Below are 17,731 nucleotides of genomic sequence, written 5' to 3'. Positions count from 1 at the left end.
AGGTACTACAGTCCCAGTTCGCGGGCGATCAGCATCAGCTGGACCTCCGTGGTGCCCTCCCCCACTTCAAGGATCTTGGAGTCGCGGTAGTGGCGTGCCACGGTGAACTCGTTGATGAAGCCATAGCCGCCGAATACCTGGGTGGCATCCCGCGCGTTGTCCATGGCCGCCTCGCCTGCGACCATCTTAGCGATGGCCGCCTGCGTCTTGAACGGCTTCCCGGCAAGCATCCGGGCAGCCGCGTCGTAGTAGGCCAGGCGGGCGGTGTGGGCCCTGGCTTCCATGCGGGCGATCTTGAAGGAGATGGCCTGGTACTTGCCGATCTCCTGGCCGAAGGCCCTGCGCTCCCTGGCGTACTTGACGGAGAGGTCCGCGCATCCCTGCGCGGCGCCGGTGGCCAGCGCCGCGATGGCAATGCGGCCCTCGTCCAGGATGGAGAGAAAGTTGGCGTAACCGCGCCCTTCGGCGCCCAGCAGGTTTTCCTCCGGGACACGGACATCCCGCAAGGTGAGCGGGTGTGTGTCCGAGGCGTTCCAGCCCACCTTGTTGTACGGTTTTTCCGCCTTGAAGCCGGGCGTGTCGGTGGGCACAAGAATGGTGGAGATTTCCTTTTGCAGGGTGCCGTCCGCCCGTTCCTTCTGTCCGGTCACGGCGGTGACCGTGACCAGCCGGGTGATGTCCGTCCCGGAGTTGGTGATGAACTCCTTGTTGCCGTTGATCACCCAGTCCCCGCCGTCCCGGCGTGCCGTGGTCTTGGTACCCCCCGCATCGGAACCGGCCTCGGGTTCGGTCAGCCCGAAGCCGGCGAGCGCCTGGCCCGAGGCCAGCATTGGCAGCCATTCCTCCTTCTGGGCGTCGGTACCGAAGCGGTACACGGGCATGGCGCCCAGGGAGACGCCGGCTTCCAGGGTGATGGCTACCGATTGGTCCACCCGGCCGAGCTGCTCCAGCGCCAGGGCAAGGGCAAAGTAGTCCCCGCCCATCCCGCCGAACGCCTCGGGGAAGGGCAGCCCGAACAGTCCCATCTCCGCCATCTGCTTCACCACTTCGTAGGGGAAGCTGTGCTCCTCGTCGTGCTTGGCCGATACCGGGGCCACCACCGTGTCCGCGAAATCGCGGACGGTTTCGCTGAGGTCCTGGTACTCCTCGCTGAGTTCAAAACCTGCCATGTCTAGGCTCCTTTGCCGTGGGTTGGTTCCTGGGCTGTATCGCCGCCGGGGAAGGTGCCGGCAGTACCGGGCCCGGGTTTGTGCTCCGGGTCGGGGTGGATGGTGGCTACTACCTGTTCAGCCTTCACCAGCTCTCCGGGCCGCGTGCTGAGGTGCACCGTCCCGGCCAGCGGGGCCGGCAGCTGGTGTTCCATCTTCATGGCCTCCACCGAAACAAGGACCTGGCCGGCTTTCACGGTGTCCCCGTCGGCAACCGCTACGGACACTACGGTGCCGGGCATGGGCGAACGTACGGCCGGGTCGGCGGATCCCTCCTCCTGCTGGATGGCCGCGAGGACCCGTTCCAGCCGCGCTTCGCGGGTCAGCACGTCCAGCCGGCAGGACCAGCCTTCGTTGCCGAGGAAAAGCTGGAGTGGAGCGTCCGACAGCGGGGTCCCCGGCCCGGGGTAGACCGGTGCCAGCGCATACTCGTGGACTTCGCCGTCGAGGGTCAGCTCCATGTGGCCGCGCCGAGGAAAGCGGAGGCAGGCCCTGCTGCGTTTACCGCCGTCGACCGTCACGATGCTCCCGCCGGGACTGCCGCTGACGGCAACGGTGGCCAGGCCGCCGTCGGGCGTTCCCAGGCTGACCCGGCGGGGGGCAGGGGCTCCCAGCCGCCAGCCGCTACGTCCCTGCCAGGGACCTGGCCCGTGCGGAGCCTGTTCACCGGCATGCACGGCGAACAGGGCAGCGGCCACCAACTCCGCATCGCTGACACGGCGGAAAGCCAGCCCCGGCAGCTTCCGCTCAATCAGGCCGGTGTCCAGGCGCCCGTCCCGGACGTCGGGGTCGTTGATCAGCAGCCGGAGGTACTCCACGTTGGTTGCCAGGCCGAGGGCGGTGTAACCGGCGAGCGCCTGGTCCAAAGTGTCGAGGGCCGCTGCCCGGTCCGCACCCCAGGCAACAACCTTGGCCATCATCGGGTCGTAGCTCGACGACAGCTGCAGCCCCTCGACCAGTGAGGAATCCACCCGCACCGTCCCGGCGGTTCCGGACGGCAGTTCGTCCAGCAGGTATACCCGCCCTGTTGACGGCAGGAAGTTCTTTTCCGGCACTTCGGCGTACACGCGTGCCTCCACTGAGTGGCCGGAAAGTTCGACGTCGGCCTGCCGGACGGTCAACTCCCCGCCTGCGGCAATCCGCACCTGCCATTCGACGAGGTCGGTGCCCGTGACCATCTCCGTGACAGGGTGCTCCACCTGCAGGCGGGTGTTCATCTCCATGAAATAGAACTCGTCCGGGGCGTCATCGGAAACCAGGAACTCCACTGTTCCGGCGCCGCTGTAATTCACGCTGCGGGCGGCGTTGCAGGCCGCCTCGCCGATGCGGGCACGGACGGCAGCGCCATCCGGGAGGCTTTCCAGCAGGGGCGAGGGCGCCTCTTCAATGACCTTCTGGTGCCGTCGCTGCAGGGAGCATTCGCGTTCCCCGAGATGAATGACGTTGCCGTGGTTGTCCGCCAGCACCTGTACTTCGATGTGGCGGGGAGTGGTGACCAGGCGTTCCAGGAAAAGGGTGTCGTCACCAAAGGCGCTGGCCGCCACCCGCCGCGCAGTAGCCAGGGCTGCCGGCAGGTCTTCCGCTTTTTCCACGGCGTGCATGCCTTTGCCGCCACCTCCCGCGGAGGGTTTGATCAGGAGCGGAAATCCGACGGCGGCCGCGGCCTCAACCAGTTCGGCGTCCGTCATCCCGGGGCGGGCCACGCCGGGAACCACCGGGACGCCGTAGCCGGCGACGTGGTTCTTGGAGCGGATCTTGTCCCCCATGACATTCAGGGCTTCCACGCCGGGGCCGATAAAGGTGATGCCGGCCTTTTCCAGTGCGCGGGCGAAATCAACGTTCTCGCTCAGGAAGCCGTAGCCCGGATGCACGGCTTTGGCTCCCGTTTGCCGGCAGGCGCCGATAACCGCCTCGATGTTGAGATAGCTTTCCGCGGCCGGGGCCGGACCGATCCGTACGGAGGTGTCGGCTTCGCGCACGTGCCGGGCACCGGCGTCGGCGTCGCTGTATACGGCCACTGAGCGGATGCCCAGGGCGCGCAGGGTCCGGATCACCCGGCATGCGATCTCGCCGCGGTTGGCCACCAGGACTGTGCCGAACAGTGGCTCGCGGGCGGCGGAGGAACTGGCTGGCGAAACGTTGGCGGTTGAATGCAGGGTCATGGCTGGCTCACATCCGGAAGAGGCCGAAAGAGGTTTCCGGCAAGGGGGTGCGGGAGACGACGTCCAGGGCGAGGCCCAGGACGGTGCGGGTGTCCGCGGGGTCGATCACGCCGTCATCCCAGAGGCGGGCCGTGGAGTAGTAGGGGCTGCCCTGGTCCTCGTACTGCCGGCGGATGGGCGCTTTGAACTCTTCCTCTGCCTGGGCTGTCCACTCTTCGCCTGCCGCTTCATACTGGTCCCGCTTGACCGTGGCCAGCACGCTGGCAGCCTGGTTGCCGCCCATCACGGAGATCCGGGCTGCGGGCCACATCCAGAGGAAGCGCGGCGAATACGCGCGGCCGCACATTGAGTAGTTGCCGGCCCCAAAGGAGCCCCCGATGACCACCGTCAGCTTGGGTACCCGGGCCGTGGCCACGGCCGTGACCATCTTTGCCCCGTTCTTGGCGATGCCGCCCTGCTCGGCGTCCCTGCCCACCATGAACCCGGAGATGTTCTGCAGGAAGACCAGGGGGATACCCCTCTGGTCACAGAGTTCGATGAAATGTGCGCCCTTGAGGGAAGACTCGCTGAACAGTACGCCGTTGTTGGCGACGATGCCCACGGGGTGCCCATGCAGGCGGGCGAATCCCGTGACCAGCGTGGCGCCGTAGTCCTTTTTGAACTCGTGGAATTTGCTGCCGTCTACCAGCCTGGCGATGACTTCATGGACGTCGTAGGGTGCGTTCACGTCAGTGGGCACAGCACCGTACAGCTCCTCGGGGTCGGCGGCGGGGCCGATTGCGGCTTCCACCTGCCAGGCGGGCGGGGCCGGAGGCGGCAGCGTAGCCACGATGTCGCGGATGATTTGCAGCGCGTGCTCGTCGTTTTCGGCCAGGTGGTCGGTCACGCCGGAGATCCGCGAATGGATTTCCCCGCCGCCGAGCTCCTCTGCGGTGACAATCTCACCGATTGCTGCCTTCACCAGCGGCGGACCGCCCAGGAAGATCGTGCCCTGGTTGCGGACGATGACGGTTTCATCGCTCATGGCGGGAACGTACGCGCCGCCGGCAGTGCAGGAGCCCATCACCGCGGCGATCTGCGGGATCTTTGCCGCTGAGAGGCGTGCCTGGTTGTAGAAGATGCGGCCAAAGTGGTCCTTGTCCGGAAACACCTCGTCCTGCTTCGGCAGGAATGCTCCGCCTGAGTCAACCAGGTAGACGCACGGGAGCCGGTTTTCGAGGGCGACCTCCTGGGCCCGAAGGTGCTTCTTCACAGTCATTGGGTAGTAGGTACCGCCCTTGACCGTGGCGTCGTTGGAAATGACCAGCACCTGGCGGCCGTGCACCAGTCCTACACCGGCAATGACGCCGGCACCGGGCGCCTCGTCGTTATACATGCCGGTGGCGGCGAGGGGGGCAATTTCCAGGAACGGGCTGCCGTCATCCAGCAGCTGGTCGATGCGTTCCCGGGGCAGGAGTTTTCCCCGTGCAACGTGGCGTTCCCGGGACTTTTGGGGACCTCCCAGCGCCGCGTCAGCAAGCCTTTTCCGCAGCTCCCCGGCCAGCTGGAGCTGCGCTTCGCGGTTTGCACCGAACGCCTCACTGGCTGGGTCCAGCAGGCTGGCTAGGGTCTCCATCGACGGGTCCGTTCCTTTGTAATCCTGGCCGGCCAAGGCCAACTCGGTTAGTGCCCAATAACTGAAATTCAGGTTAGTCTCTATTAACTGTGATGTCCAACCCACAGGCGTCTTGCTAGAATCTGCGGGTCCGAGGAGGAAATGTGCCCAGCACCGACGCCACGCAGACCAGCGAGCGCAGCCCTGCCCAGAAGGGCAACACAACCCGGCCCGGCAGTACAACACAGCAGGGCAGTACAACCCAGCGCAGCAGGGCCAAGGAGAACCGGCGCCAGGCGCTGCTGACCGCTGCCGCTTCGCTGTTTGCGGCGGACGGTTTCAACCGGGTGTCGCTGGAGGACCTCGGGGCAGCTGCAGGGGTCAGCGGCCCGGCCGTATACCGGCATTTTCCGGGCAAGCAGGCGGTCCTGGCGGATCTGCTGGTGACAGTCAGCCGGGAGCTGCTGGAGGGCGGCCGGCATGTGGTGGAGAACAATCCCGACCCGCTGGCCGCCCTGCGGCGGCTGGTGGAGTTCCAGGTGGACTTTGCCCTGGGAAAGCCGGATGTAATCCGGGTCCAGGACCGGGATTTCAGCAACCTCTCTGAGCAGGACCAGTCCGAGGTACGTGCCCTCCAGCGCAGCTACGTGGAGGTGTGGGTGGACGTCCTCGCCAGGATCCACCCGGGGACTGACTCTTCAGAGCTCCGGATGCGCGCCCACGCCACCTTTGGCCTTATCAATTCCACACCCCACTCGGTGCGCAGCCACGGCCGCAGGATCGCGGCCGCGGCTGCACGTCCGCTGCTTGAGGGGATGGCACTGGCGGCCCTCACCGCAGGCAACCCGTCGGCGGTTCCGCCTTCGGAGTCCTCCCGCTAGACCATGGTCAGGACCATGCCTGGGTCGGCCAGGATGGCCCCGACGTCGGCAAGGAACCGCGAGCCCTGTTCACCGTCCACCAGCCGGTGGTCGAAGGACAGGCTCAGGGTCATGACCTGCCGGAGGGCTACCTCGCCGCGGTACTCCCACGGCATGGTCCGCACGGCGCCCATGGCCAGGATGGCGGCCTCCCCCGGGTTGAGGATCGGCGTGCCTGCGTCGATGCCGAAAACGCCGATGTTCGTGACGGAGATGGTCCCCCCGGACAGGTCGGCCGGCGTGGTCTTTCCCGCGCGGGCAGTTTCGGCCAGAGCCGCCAGCGCTTCGGCGAGCTGCTGCAGGGTCAGCGAATCGGCGTCCTTGATATTGGGGACGGTGAGACCGCGCGGCGTGGCCGCCGCGATCCCCAGGTTCACATAGTTGAAGGTAATGATCTCCTGGTTGGTTTCGTCCCAGCGGGAGTTCAGGGCTGGATTGCGGCGCAGGGCGATGAGTACCGCCTTCGCTGCGAGGGTCAGCGGCGTCAGCTTCAACGCTGCAAATTCCCTGCTGCCCTTGAGCCTGGCAAGGAGTTCCATTGCGGGAGTGACATCGATGGTGAGGAACTCTGTGACATGAGGTGCGGTGAAAGCACTTTGCACCATCGCGGCGGCCGTGAATTTGCGGACACCCTTTACGGGGGTCCGGGTTTCCCGCTCCCCCGTCCGGGCCCCCGGTACGTCCGGGGCCGGCTGGCGGGCAGCCGCGGCTTCCGCCGGCGTGCCGCGAAGGTAGGCCTGCACGTCCTCGCGGGTGATGAGTCCGGACGGGCCGGTACCCGCAACTTCGGCCAGGTCCACCCCCAGGTCCTTGGCCAGCTTGCGCACCGGCGGTGTGGAGCGCGGGCGCTCGCCGGACAGGGTTTCGACAGGCTTAGTTTCCAGGGACGCGGTTTCAACGGACCCGGTGTCGACAGGCTTGGTTTCGAGAGGCTTGGTTTCGAGAGACTCAACCACCGGGGCGGCTTCGGCCGGCTTGGTTTGGACACGCTCCCCCGCCAAGGCGCGCGGACGGCGTGCCGGACGCCCGGAGCTTTCGACGACGGCGCCGTACCCCACAAGGTTGGGTTCCCTTTTTGGGGCCTCCCTCACCGTTGCCCCGGCCCCGCCGGAAGTGTCCGCGGGCACCGAAGGCGACGTCCCGGCGTCGTCCGCCACCTCGAAGGACACGATCGGCTTGCCCACTTCCACGATGGTGCCGGGCTGTTCGTGAAGTTCCTTGATGACCCCGGCGAACGGCGAGGGAAGTTCCACCACTGCCTTGGCAGTTTCGACCTCGGCGATGACCTGGTTCAGGCTGACGGTGTCACCCACTCCCACCTTCCAGCTGAGAATCTCTGACTCGGTGAGCCCTTCGCCCAGGTCCGGGAGCCGGAATTCCTTGATCATGGTAGCGCTCATCCTTCCAGCCCGCTGAGGGAGTTGGGCCGGCCCAGGGTACGGTCCACGCCATCGAGAATGCGGTCCAGGCCCGGCAGGTGGTGCATTTCCAGTTTTGAGTAGGGATACGGGATGTCGAAGCCGGTGACCCGGACGGGCGCTGCCTCCAGGTAGTAGAAGCACCGCTCCGTGATGCTGGCTGCCACCTCCGCGCCCAGGCCGCCTGACTGGCCGGCTTCATGGGTGACTACCAGGCGGCCGGTGCGCCGGACCGATGCCACAACAGTGTCGTAATCCACGGGCGCCAGTGAGCACAGGTCGATGACCTGGATGGAGATTCCCTCATCTGCGGCAGCGGCAGCGGCATCCAGGGCAGTCTTTACGAGCGGGCCGTAGGCAACCAGGGTGACATCGGTACCCTCTGTGAGGACCCGGGCCTGCTCCATGGAAACGGCCGTTCGAGCGTCGGCGGTCTCGTCCACGTCGGCTTTGTCGTGATACCGGCGCTTGGGTTCGAAGTAGATGACGGGGTCGTCGCAGGAGACGGCCTGCTGGATCACGGTGTAGGCGTCCTGCGGGTTGGAAACGGTGACCACCCGCAGGCCGGAGGTGTGGGTGAAGTACGCTTCCGGTGATTCGGAATGGTGCTCGGGTGAACCGATGCCACCGCCGAACGGAACCCTGATGGTAATGGGCATCTTCACCGCTCCGCGGGTGCGGTAGTGCAGCTTGGCCACCTGGCTGACGATCTGGTCGAACGCGGGGTAGACAAAGCCGTCAAACTGGATTTCCACCACCGGGCGGTAGCCCCGGTAGGCGAGGCCGACGGCGGTCCCCACGATGGCGGACTCGGCAAGCGGCGTGTCCACAACCCGGTGTGTTCCGAAGTCTTTCTGCAACCCGTCAGTCACCCGGAACACGCCCCCGAGCATCCCAATGTCCTCACCCAGGAGGACCACCTTGGGATCGTTCTCGAGGGACTTTCGCAGGCCCGCATTAATGGCACGGGCAAAGGTCATCTGGGTCATCAGCGTGCACCTTCTTCAAGAGTGGCCCCGGCGGGATCACCGAAGGAGGCCAGGTAACGGGCATAGTGGTCCTGCTGCCGATCCAGCCAGGAGTTGGGCGTGCTGTACACGTGCTTGAATACGTCCAGCGGCTGCGGATCCGCCATGGTGGTGCAGCCGTCGCGCATCTCGCGGGCCACGGCGTCGGCCTTGTCCCTAACCTGTTGCTGCAGCTCTTCGGTGAGCAGTCCCTTCCGCTCCAGGAGGCCCGCCACCCTGCTGATGGGGTCCTTGGCAGCCCAGTCCTCGAGCTCGTTGGGGTCACGGTAGCGGGTGGGGTCGTCAGCTGTGGTGTGCGGACCCATCCGGTAGCTGACGGCTTCGATGAAAGTGGGACCGCCTCCCCGCCGTGCCCGGTCCAGCGCGACCCGGGTCGCAGCCATCACGGCAAGGACATCATTGCCATCCACGCGCATGCTGGGAATTCCGAAGCCGGTGGCCCTGTCCGCCAGGTGGATGTGCGACTGGAGCCGTACCGGCTCGGAGATTGCCCATTGGTTGTTCGTACAGAAAAACACCACCGGAACCTGGAAGCTGGCGGCAAACACCATGGCCTCGTTGACGTCGCCCTCGCTGGTTGCGCCGTCGCCGAAATAGGTGACAGCCACGGAATCGGCGCCGTCGTTCTGGATGCCCATGGCATAACCGGTGGCGTGCAACGTCTGGGCGCCGATGATGATCTGCGGCGTTGCCATATTCACCGTGTAGGGATCCCAGCCGGCGGACGCATTGCCGCGCCAGACGCGGACCAGATCTGTCAGGTGCACGCCCCGGCAGTAGGCCACCCCGTTTTCCCGGTAGCTGGAGAAGACAAAGTCATCGGGGCGCAGGGACCGGCCCGATCCGATCTGGGCAGCCTCCTGGCCGAGCAGCGGGGGCCACAGGGCAAGCTCACCCTGTCTTTGGAGGGCTGTAGCCTCCACGTCGATGCGCCGGATGACGCTCATATCCTCGAACAGCGAGCACAGCTGTTCGTCGGTGATGTCCCTGACCCAGAAATCGAATTCCGGATGGCTGACCCGTTCCCCGGAAGGAGTGATCAGCTGGACCAGCCCATGGGCCGTTCCCTGGGTACTTTGGGCGCTCCCCTGGGCCTGTGCGCCGCCCTGGCCCGCTTCGTCTGTAGACACGATAGCCCGCAACCTTCTCACGTCGTTGACCCGCAGCGTTGGAACTTGTGGTCCCGTATTCCGCAGGCCTCCCGGGCGCCGTTGCCCCGGATATTGTGACCCTACTCACAATGCACAGGAGGTACAACCACCATGGCATTCGTTGAGCACAATGCTCTGTTTGAAGACTGAGGACCGTGCTAGCGTTGCGCATTATGCAAGCTCTGGATGGCACTGACACCCGCCTGCTTTCGGCTTTGGCGCAGGACCCCCGGAGAACGGTGGTGGCGCTCGCCCAAAAGCTTGGCCTGTCCCGGAACACGGTGCAGGCACGGATGTCCCAGCTGGAAAAGAAACACGTCTTCCTGTCCTTTGAGCGGCGCATCAATCCGGCCTCGCTGGGTTATCCGCTGATGGCGTTCATTTCCGTCCACGTCCAGCAGCAGAAGCTGACCCGGCTGGCGAAGGAGTTGGCTGACATTCCGGAAATCCTGGAGGGCTACGGCCTTACCGGATCCGCGGACCTGCTGCTGCGCGTGGTGGCGCTGGACGCCGAAGATTTGTTCCGCATCAACGGAAAGATCCTCGCGTGCGACGGCGTCGAACGGACGGATACGGCCCTGGCAATGGGGGAACTCATCCCCTTCCGCGTGCAGCCGCTGCTGGAACGCGGGCCGCAGCGGAGCTAGCCGCCCCCAGGGCTGGGACCGTCAGGGCGTCAAACGCTGGGGCCGGCGTCCCGGCAGTACGGAAGTTTTGGAGCCATTTTCCTTGCCGGTACGGGCGCGCCAGGCTTCGTACTGTTCAATCGATTCGGGATTCCGATACGCGATCTTCCTCCCCGAATGCAGCGCGATCGTATTGTGGTGGGTGTTGACCCCTGCCGGGATCTGCCAGTTCCCGCTGCAGTAGGCGTAGTGGTCCTTTGCTCCCAGGAACTTATTGCGGGTGATCTCGATATCGACCGGCAACTGCATGTCATAGATCAACAGGTGGGATCCTGTCCCGTCCCGGTCCGGCCGGATGTTCGCGGCCCAGGAGATTCCCGCGTCCCGGCAGATGTTGTCGGTGAAGGAACAGCGGATATAGCCGGTGTCTGCGCCCGGTGTTCCCCGAGACCATACCTCGAACGTCTGGTTACAGTTCTCGATGGTGTTTCCCACGAAGCGGCAGTCAACCCAGGACTTGTTCGTGCCTTCCATGGTTCCCTGCATTGTCACCCCCACGTCGTACGTCTGTCGGATCGTGTTGGCTTGAACGAGTACCTCAGCCGAGCCGATCCAGACTTCCACGCCGTTGCCATAGCGCGTGGTTTCGTAGAGCTGGGATCCGCCGATGTTCTCGATCAGGTTGTCAATGATCCGCACCCGGTGAGTGGAGACGTTGGCCACGCCATGCGCCCCGTAGCCGTCAATGTGCAGGCCCGAGACGATGTTGTAGGAAGAAGTCCGGATCGCGTTTGCCCGCACAGCCATCTGAACGCCCGCCCCGGGGCTCTTGGCCTTCCGGACGTAGACGTAGGTTTCGTCGCTGTAGAACTCCCAGTCATCCACCAGCCCGGCCAGGCTCCACCGCTTCCGCCCCTTGATCCCGTATCCGCCGGATCCGTTCGGGATCAGGAGGAACCCAACGTTTGTCGAGGCCTCGTCAGTGTTTCCGGTGTACTTCCCCGAGTTGGCGCGGATATCCAGCTTCCAGACGTTGGCCGCGTGCCGAACCCAGGCCTTGCCGCTGACCTTGTAGCCGCTGAGCCTGGGCCGGGGACCGGTGCCGTAAGCGCCCAGGGTGAACTGGCCGCCAGCGCCTTTCAGTGCGGGAATCTCAATCGAGCCCGGGAAAACTTCTCCCCGCCGCAGCAGGACAACGTCCCCGCGCCCTGCTTCTCCGCTCTCCAGGGCCGCCCGTACCCGTGCCAGGGAGCACCACGGAGACGCCTCACTGCCGGAGTTTCCGTCGTCGCCCTTGCTGCTGACGTAGAGCGTCTTTCTGAAATCCGAGGCGGGAGCGGACCCTCGCAATCCGAAGCCCGCCGCTACAGCCCCCGCACCGAACAGAGCCAGGGCGCTTCGCCGCGTCAAGGGCATTTCAGTGGCGGCGTCGTGAGCAGAATTTGCGTGGCTTGTGCCACATTCCGGGAAGGCCGAGGCATGTTCAAAAATTACCCACTTTCTGCCGGCCAGTAAACCCCGTTTCCGAACCACCAAAGCCCAACGGCTGCCCGAAGTGGGAGAGGCGCCAGCAATGGTGACGGCCCGGGTTATAGGCTTGGTCCCGGATATCCGTCGGGGCCGGAAGAGGACCCCGCAACCAGGCGTGCATTGCACCACTTCCGGAAAGGCTCCACCTTGAGCAGTCCCCAGGAACCGTACCAACCAGGTGGCCACACCGGCTCCGGGCCGCAGCAGCTGCCCCTGCCCCCGCAGCAGCCCGTATCAGGGAACCCGCAGCATCAGTACGGCCGGCCCCAACAAGGCCAGTACGCTGGGTCCGGGCCATTCGGCCTCCCCGGTGAGCAGCCTCCGGCCCGAAAGCGGCAGAAGCTGTGGATCATCCTGACAGCGATGGTGGCAGTGCTGCTGCTGGTGATCCTCGGCGTCGTCATCCTGGTCAACGTGGCAGGCAGCGCCAGCAACCAGGCAAAAGGCCTGGCGGACGGCTTCACCAAACTGGTCATCGCCGGAGACAGCTCCAGAGCCTACGATGACTACCTGGACCCGGCGCTGCAGGAGCAGCTGTCCAAGGAGGCCTTCATTTCCGGCGTCGAAAGCCTGGGAATGGACGAGACCTGCCAGCCCGCCTACAACGATCTCCAGGTGGCCACGGAGAACGGCGTGAAATCCGCGGACATTGCCGGGCTCATCACCTGTGATGGCAAGAACGTGGACCTCGCCTACCGCTTTGAAGGCACCGATGAGCTCAAGATGACCAACATCAAGTTGAGGCCGGCGGCATAACCGCCCTTCCGCACAGGAAGGTGGCTGATCTTTACCCATCCGCTCCTCCGTATGGTCCGAATTGCTTCCGGGGTCCCGGCCAGGGACCCGCAGTCCGGCGGGGATACTTCCCTGCCCTACCGCCATGTCCCGACGGGCTGCGTCCGCGGTTAGTCTCCTTCCTGCCCGTCCACAGTCCCTCCTGCGGCAGCATCCTGTGCCGCTGCAGGACGGGGAGCCCGCCGGACCTGCCGCCGTCCGGCTCTTCAGCGGCTTCGCGGTGTTCGGGGCGGGGTCGGTAAACCTGGCCGTCTCCTCGAGCTTCTTCGCAGGGGCAGCCGGGGCTCCGGGACCGGCCGAATACGCCGCAGGGGGCATTGCAGGACTCTGGGGCGCAGTACTGCTCTCCGCTGCGGTGGTCTACCTTGTCAGGGGAAGTTTCCCGGACAGCCGGACAGCAAGATCCGTCCTCATGGTTGCGGCGGCGGCCCATGCAGCAGCCATCGCAATCAGCACCCCGTCCGCTTCCGGGTTGAACCTGAGCCATCTCGCTGCACTGCTGCTGACACTGATGATCATCGCGGCGGTGGCCTGGCTGCGCCGGAACACCGGGCGGCACCAGGCACCCGGGACTGCAGCTCCCCCGGCCGGGCAGCCCGGCTGGCTGCTGCTGGCCGCCTTCGCGGGTGCAGTGCTGGTGGCTGGAATTACGACGCCGGGACTCGCCGCTTCGACGGCCGGGCAGTTCGCTGTCCCCCACGGGGAACACGACAGCAACGCCCCGCCCGGCGGACACCACCCACGCTAGAAGAGCCTCCCTGCCGTGAACTTGTCACGGCCGGGAGGCTCCTCTCTTGCAGCTGACGGAACGTCAGTGGTTGACAGCCTTCTCGGCGCCCACTCCGGTGAGGGAACGGACTTCCATCTCGGCCTGCTTGGCGGTGTCTTCGCGGTTCTTGTCGAGGACAGTCCCCAGCCAGCCCAGGAAGAACGCCAGCGGGATGGACACGATTCCCGGGTTGCTCAGCGGGAAGAGCGCAAAGTTGGCGTCCTTGATCATGGACGTTGCTCCGCCGGAAACCACCGGCGAGAAGATGATCAGGACAATTGCCGAGGCAAGCCCGCCGTACATGCTCCACACCGCACCCTGGGTGGTGAACTTCCGCCAGAACAGGGAGTAGACGATGGTGGGCAGGTTGGCCGAGGCGGCAACCGCGAACGCAAGCGCCACGAGGAACGCCACGTTCTGCCCGTTGGCGAGGATCCCGCCCAGGATCGCCAGGACACCGATGACCACGACGGTGCGGCGGGCCACCTTCACCTCAGTGTCGGCGTCGGCCTTGCCCTTGGAGATGACGCTGGCGTAGATGTCGTGGGCGAAGGACGCCGCGGCCGTGATGGTCAGGCCGGCCACAACGGCAAGGATGGTTGCGAAGGCCACCGCGGAGATGAAGCCCAGCAGCAGCGGCCCGCCCAGGTAGAAGGCCAGCAGCGGCGCTGCGGCATTCACCCCGCCCGGCGCTGTCCGGATAGTTTCCGGACCAACGAGTGCGGCGGCGCCGTAGCCGAGCACCAGGGTGAAGAGGTAGAAGAGCCCGATCAGCCAGATGGCCCACACCACCGATTTGCGGGCTTCCTTTGCCGTGGGCACCGTGTAGAAGCGCATCAGGACGTGCGGCAAAGCCGCCGTGCCAAGGACCAGTGCAAGGCCCAGGGACATGAAGTCCAGTTTCGACGTTTCGGTCTTGCCGTACTGCAGGCCTGGGTTGAGAACCGCCGGGTTGTTGGCCGTCTCCACAGCCGCGCCCAGCAGGCTCGAGAGGTTGAACCCGTAGATCGCCAGGACCCAAAGGGTCATCACGGCGGCGCCGGCGATGAGCAGCACTGCCTTGATGATCTGTACCCAGGTGGTGCCCTTCATGCCGCCGATCAGGACGTACATGATCATCAGGCCGCCGACGACGATGATCACCAGGGCCTGTCCGCCCCAGTCGCTGATGCCCAGCAGCAGGGAGACCAGGCTTCCGGCGCCGGCCATCTGCGCCAGGAGGTAGAAGAAGCAGACGGCAAGGGTGGAGATGGCCGCGGCGATGCGGACGGGGCGCTGCTTCAGCCGGAAGGACAGGACGTCAGCCATGGTGAACTTGCCCGTGTTGCGCAGGAGTTCGGCAACAAGCAGCAGCGCAACGAGCCAGGCCACCAGGAATCCGATGGAGTACATGAACCCGTCGTAGCCGTTGATGGCGATGGCGCCGGTGATGCCCAGGAACGAGGCGGCAGAGAGGTAGTCCCCCGCGATGGCGGTTCCATTCTGGGAGCCGGTGAAGGAGCGGCCTGCCGCATAGTAGTCCGCTGCCGTTTTGTTGTTCCGGCTGGCCCGGAAAACGATCACCATGGTCACGGCAACGAACAGGCCGAAGACTCCCATGTTCAGCAGGGTTGTCTCCTGGAGGGCGGCAACGTCCACCGCCGTGGCGATCCCGATCATTTGTTTACCCCGCCCACTCGATTGCCGTCTTTATCAAATTCGTGTCCTTCAATTTCATTGCGGATTTCCGCGGCGATCGGGTCGAGCCGCCGGTTGGAGTAGCTCACGTACCAGCTGGTGATGGCAAACGTGGAAACGAACTGCAGCAGTCCGAGGATCAGGCCAATGTTGATGTTGCCCCAGACTTTGGTGGACATGAAGCCCACCGCGTAGTCGGCCAGCAGGACGTATGCGAAGTACCACAGCAGGAATGCAGCTGCCATGGGGAAGACAAAGCTGCGGTGACGCTTGCGCAGTTCCTGGAACTGCGCGGTCGACTGGACCTGTTCAAAGTCCACGGACGCCGCTGCTGCGTCCGGAGTATGGGCATCGTGACCCATCGTTCCTCCTCATTGAGACTTGCCGGGACACACCGGCCGGCCCGCCCTGGCAGGGTGACCACGAGTGTGACTCCAATCACTGTGCTGGGCGCTGGCCGCCACATCCAGAGTTCGGCCGCCTGCGGTCGCTCAGCGGTCGCGATGCTGCGACAAACGGCGCCCGCCGTTACGCTGGGCACCATGCCGGACTCCCCCCTCCTGACAGCCGCGGCCGTGGCCGTCATCGCCATGGCCATCGCCGTCGTCGTCGGCGTGGGACTGAAGGTGCTCCGCTCCTTCCGGGACCTGGGCACGGACGCCGAACGCGCCACCTACCACACACTCCACGCCGCGTCCCAGGCAGGCCAGCACCTTCGGCGCGGCCTCAACCCCGCCGGTGCGGCGAAAGCCAGCCGCCAGTTGCGTGGCCTGCTGGGTTGTGACGCCCTGGCCATCACGGATACGTCCGGGGTTTTGGCCTGGGACGGCGAGGCTGAGGAGCTGAAGCCCCGGCTGATGGACCTTGCGGCAGATGTTTTGGCGGGTGGCCGAACGGCGGTCCTGCCGGCCGCGGCAGACGGCACAGGCAGTCAGCTGGCTGCGGTGATCGCTCCCGTGCGGGCGGGCTCCCGGGTGGTCGGCGCGGTTGCGGCCTTCGCGCCATCCGCCGGTGCCGGCCTGGTGCGGGCGACGGGTGAGGTGGCGGACTGGGTGGCTGTGCAGGTGGAGCTCGCGGAACTGGACGCGTCCCGGACCCTGCTGATGGAAGCCGAGGTGCGGGCGCTGCGTGCCCAAATCAGCCCGCACTTCATCTACAACTCGCTCAACGCCATCGCATCCTTCATCAACACGGATCCGGAAAGGGCGCGGGAGTTGGTGGTCGAATTCGCCGATTTCACGCGCTACTCCTTCCGCCGGCACGGGGACTTCACCACCCTTGCCGAAGAACTGCGCTGCATCGACCGTTACCTGCTCCTGGAGCGCGCCCGGTTCGGCGACCGGGTGCAGGTCAGTTTGCGGGTGGCGCCGGAGGTGCTCAGCACGGTCATCCCGTTCCTTAGCCTGCAGCCGCTGGTGGAGAACGCCGTCCGGCACGGGCTGGAGGCCAAGGAAGGGTCGGGCCACATCAGCATCACCGCGGAGGACGCCGGCGCTTTCGCCGAGGTGACCATCGAGGACGACGGCGTGGGCATGGACCCGGAACAGCTCCAGTCAATGCTCGCCGGCCATACCGACGGCGAGCATGTGGGGTTGCGGAACGTGGACGCGCGGCTCCGCCAGGTCTACGGCGCCGGCCACGGGCTGGTCATTGAAACGGCCCCGGGTGAAGGGACCCTGATCACCATGCGGGTGCCGAAGTCGCAGCCGGGCCACGACGCCTGAGCTGGCCGTTGAACTTGGCCTTTGGACCTGGCCACTGGACCCGGAAGGCTAATCTAGGAGCATGATTAACGTCCTCGTCGTTGATGATGAGCTGCCGGCGGTGGAAGAACTGGCATTCCTGCTGGGCAGGGACGGGCGCATCGGCAAGATCCTCCGCGCCACGTCCGGCAGCGAAGCGTTGCGGGCCCTGTCGACCGGAACCGTGGATGCGGTTTTCCTGGACATCCACATGCCGGCGGTTTCGGGCTTGGATATTGCCCGTGCCATCTCGACAAGCAGCCATCCCCCGGCCGTTGTTTTTGTCACCGCAGACGAGGAACATGCCCTGGCAGCCTTCGAACTCGCCGCCGTCGACTACCTCCTCAAGCCCGTCCGGGCGGAACGCCTTGCCCGTTCGGTGGGGCGGATCAGTGAATTGCGCGAGGGCGGCAGCGCCCCGGAGATGATCACCGTCGACCAGGGCGGAACCACCAGGATGATCAGGCGCGACGACGTCACGTACGTCCAGGCGCAGGGAGACTACGCGCGGCTGCACACCGCCGATGCCAGTTACCTGATCCGGGTGCCGCTGGCCGATCTCGAGCAGCAGTGGGCGGACGCCGGCTTCATCCGTACGCACCGTTCCTACCTGGTGGCGCTCAAGCACGTCACCTCCATGAAGCTGGCCGCGGACGGGCCCCGTGTAACGGTGGCAGGCGCCGGCCTTCCCATCAGCAGGCGCCACCTGCCCACCGTGCGGGAGAAGCTGCAGGCCAACCGGATCAGGCCGCAGGCATGACCCGGGTGCGGGTCACGGCTCCAACGACGGCCGCCCGTCCGGCGCAGGAGACGCGCGAAGCAGCCCAGGAGTCGGATGTGGGCCAGGTCTTTGTCCGTTCCCTGATCAGGTCGCAGCTGCGGCTGGCCCTGGTGGTGGCCGGCGGGTTCCTGCTGATCCTTGGCGCGTTTCCGCTGCTGCTGGCCGTGGTCCCCGGCCTGGCCGAAACCCGGATAGCCGGGATTCCGTTCGGCTGGCTGCTGCTCGGGGCCGGCATTTATCCGGTGATTGGCCTGAGCGCCTGGCTCTACATCCGGACGGCGGCCCGCAACGAGGCCCGGTACCGCGACCTGGCCGAGGACCGGTGACGGC

16 protein-coding genes are annotated in these 17,731 nt (G+C 65.7%); 7 read left to right on the top strand and 9 right to left on the bottom strand.

All coding sequences use genetic code 11. The features are described 5' to 3' along the window. Positions 1 to 5: 5 nt before the first annotated feature. Genes NXY83_RS07280 through NXY83_RS07270 form a run of 3 tightly spaced genes read right to left on the bottom strand, consistent with a single transcriptional unit; the run spans position 6 to position 4,985 of the window. Entirely contained in the window at positions 6 to 1,169 is a 1,164-nt protein-coding gene (locus tag NXY83_RS07280; protein WP_258805418.1) for an acyl-CoA dehydrogenase family protein, read from the bottom strand. Positions 1,170 to 1,171: 2 nt separating this feature from the next. Continuing rightward, positions 1,172 to 3,370 (bottom strand): biotin carboxylase N-terminal domain-containing protein, encoded by a 2,199-nt coding sequence (locus NXY83_RS07275; protein WP_258805417.1) that lies wholly within the window; start codon positions 3,368 to 3,370, stop codon positions 1,172 to 1,174. Between the two features lie 7 nt (positions 3,371 to 3,377). Further along, the gene (locus NXY83_RS07270; protein WP_258805415.1) at positions 3,378 to 4,985 is read right to left on the bottom strand and encodes a carboxyl transferase domain-containing protein; all 1,608 of its coding nucleotides are present in this window, start codon (positions 4,983 to 4,985) and stop codon (positions 3,378 to 3,380) included. Between the two features lie 143 nt (positions 4,986 to 5,128). On the opposite strand from NXY83_RS07270, the gene NXY83_RS07265 reads away from it, so the two are divergent. Then, positions 5,129 to 5,845, top strand: coding sequence for a TetR/AcrR family transcriptional regulator (locus tag NXY83_RS07265; protein WP_309484126.1), 717 nt, complete (start codon positions 5,129 to 5,131; stop codon positions 5,843 to 5,845). Here NXY83_RS07265 and NXY83_RS07260 read toward each other — a convergent pair. From NXY83_RS07260 to pdhA, 3 genes are read right to left on the bottom strand one after another with little or no spacing between them, the layout of a single operon-like run. Next, the gene (locus NXY83_RS07260) at positions 5,842 to 7,272 is read right to left on the bottom strand and encodes a dihydrolipoamide acetyltransferase family protein (protein ID WP_258805413.1); all 1,431 of its coding nucleotides are present in this window, start codon (positions 7,270 to 7,272) and stop codon (positions 5,842 to 5,844) included. The genes NXY83_RS07265 and NXY83_RS07260 overlap by 4 nt on opposite strands. An 8-nt stretch (positions 7,273 to 7,280) precedes the next feature. Beyond that, positions 7,281 to 8,291 (bottom strand): alpha-ketoacid dehydrogenase subunit beta, encoded by a 1,011-nt coding sequence (locus tag NXY83_RS07255; RefSeq protein WP_258805412.1) that lies wholly within the window; start codon positions 8,289 to 8,291, stop codon positions 7,281 to 7,283. After that, a complete protein-coding gene (gene pdhA / locus NXY83_RS07250) occupies positions 8,291 to 9,460 on the bottom strand; it encodes a pyruvate dehydrogenase (acetyl-transferring) E1 component subunit alpha (RefSeq protein ID WP_258805411.1) in 1,170 nt (389 codons plus the stop codon). Before pdhA ends, NXY83_RS07255 begins: the two co-directional genes overlap by 1 nt. Before the next feature lie 194 nt (positions 9,461 to 9,654). Here pdhA and NXY83_RS07245 point away from each other — a divergent pair, with 194 nt between their 5' ends. Next, positions 9,655 to 10,128 carry an Lrp/AsnC family transcriptional regulator gene (locus NXY83_RS07245; protein WP_258805410.1) on the top strand — a complete coding sequence of 158 codons (474 nt, stop codon included), beginning with the start codon at positions 9,655 to 9,657 and terminating at the stop codon, positions 10,126 to 10,128. A gap of 21 nt (positions 10,129 to 10,149) precedes the next feature. Here the strand turns inward: NXY83_RS07245 and NXY83_RS07240 are convergent, their stop codons facing one another. Next, entirely contained in the window at positions 10,150 to 11,517 is a 1,368-nt protein-coding gene (locus NXY83_RS07240) for a hypothetical protein (protein WP_258805409.1), read from the bottom strand. A 267-nt stretch (positions 11,518 to 11,784) separates the two neighbouring features. On the opposite strand from NXY83_RS07240, the gene NXY83_RS07235 reads away from it, so the two are divergent. Beyond that, positions 11,785 to 12,393, top strand: a complete 609-nt coding sequence (locus NXY83_RS07235) for a hypothetical protein (protein WP_258805408.1) — start codon at positions 11,785 to 11,787, stop codon at positions 12,391 to 12,393. A 196-nt stretch (positions 12,394 to 12,589) separates the two neighbouring features. Continuing rightward, the gene (locus NXY83_RS07230; RefSeq protein ID WP_258805407.1) at positions 12,590 to 13,180 is read left to right on the top strand and encodes a hypothetical protein; all 591 of its coding nucleotides are present in this window, start codon (positions 12,590 to 12,592) and stop codon (positions 13,178 to 13,180) included. 63 nt (positions 13,181 to 13,243) lie between these two features. Here NXY83_RS07230 and NXY83_RS07225 read toward each other — a convergent pair whose 3' ends face one another. Both NXY83_RS07225 and NXY83_RS07220 read right to left on the bottom strand, forming a co-directional pair. Beyond that, positions 13,244 to 14,860 carry a solute symporter family protein gene (locus tag NXY83_RS07225; protein WP_258805406.1) on the bottom strand — a complete coding sequence of 539 codons (1,617 nt, stop codon included), beginning with the start codon at positions 14,858 to 14,860 and terminating at the stop codon, positions 13,244 to 13,246. Beyond that, complete coding sequence (locus tag NXY83_RS07220; protein WP_258805405.1) at positions 14,857 to 15,240, bottom strand: DUF485 domain-containing protein; 384 nt, start codon at positions 15,238 to 15,240, stop codon at positions 14,857 to 14,859. Before NXY83_RS07220 ends, NXY83_RS07225 begins: the two co-directional genes overlap by 4 nt. Positions 15,241 to 15,420: 180 nt before the next feature. Between NXY83_RS07220 and NXY83_RS07215 the strand changes: the two genes are divergently transcribed. The 3 genes from NXY83_RS07215 to NXY83_RS07205 all read left to right on the top strand — a co-directional run bounded on the left by NXY83_RS07215 (position 15,421) and on the right by NXY83_RS07205 (position 17,727). Beyond that, positions 15,421 to 16,602 (top strand): sensor histidine kinase, encoded by a 1,182-nt coding sequence (locus tag NXY83_RS07215; protein ID WP_258805404.1) that lies wholly within the window; start codon positions 15,421 to 15,423, stop codon positions 16,600 to 16,602. Positions 16,603 to 16,663: 61 nt separating this feature from the next. Beyond that, on the top strand, positions 16,664 to 17,380 hold the full coding sequence (locus NXY83_RS07210; RefSeq protein WP_258805403.1) for a LytR/AlgR family response regulator transcription factor: 717 nt from the start codon (positions 16,664 to 16,666) through the stop codon (positions 17,378 to 17,380). Further along, positions 17,377 to 17,727: a hypothetical protein gene (locus tag NXY83_RS07205; protein WP_258805402.1), complete on the top strand. Its 351-nt coding sequence runs from the start codon at positions 17,377 to 17,379 to the stop codon at positions 17,725 to 17,727. The genes NXY83_RS07210 and NXY83_RS07205 overlap by 4 nt, the downstream gene beginning before the upstream one ends. Positions 17,728 to 17,731: the final 4 nt, after the last annotated feature.

Origin of the sequence: Pseudarthrobacter sp. NS4 (genome assembly GCF_024758005.1) — a bacterium.
Lineage (GTDB): Bacteria > Actinomycetota > Actinomycetes > Actinomycetales > Micrococcaceae > Arthrobacter.
Note: the sequence above shows the minus strand (reverse complement) of the source record. Positions and strands in the feature narration are given on the sequence as shown.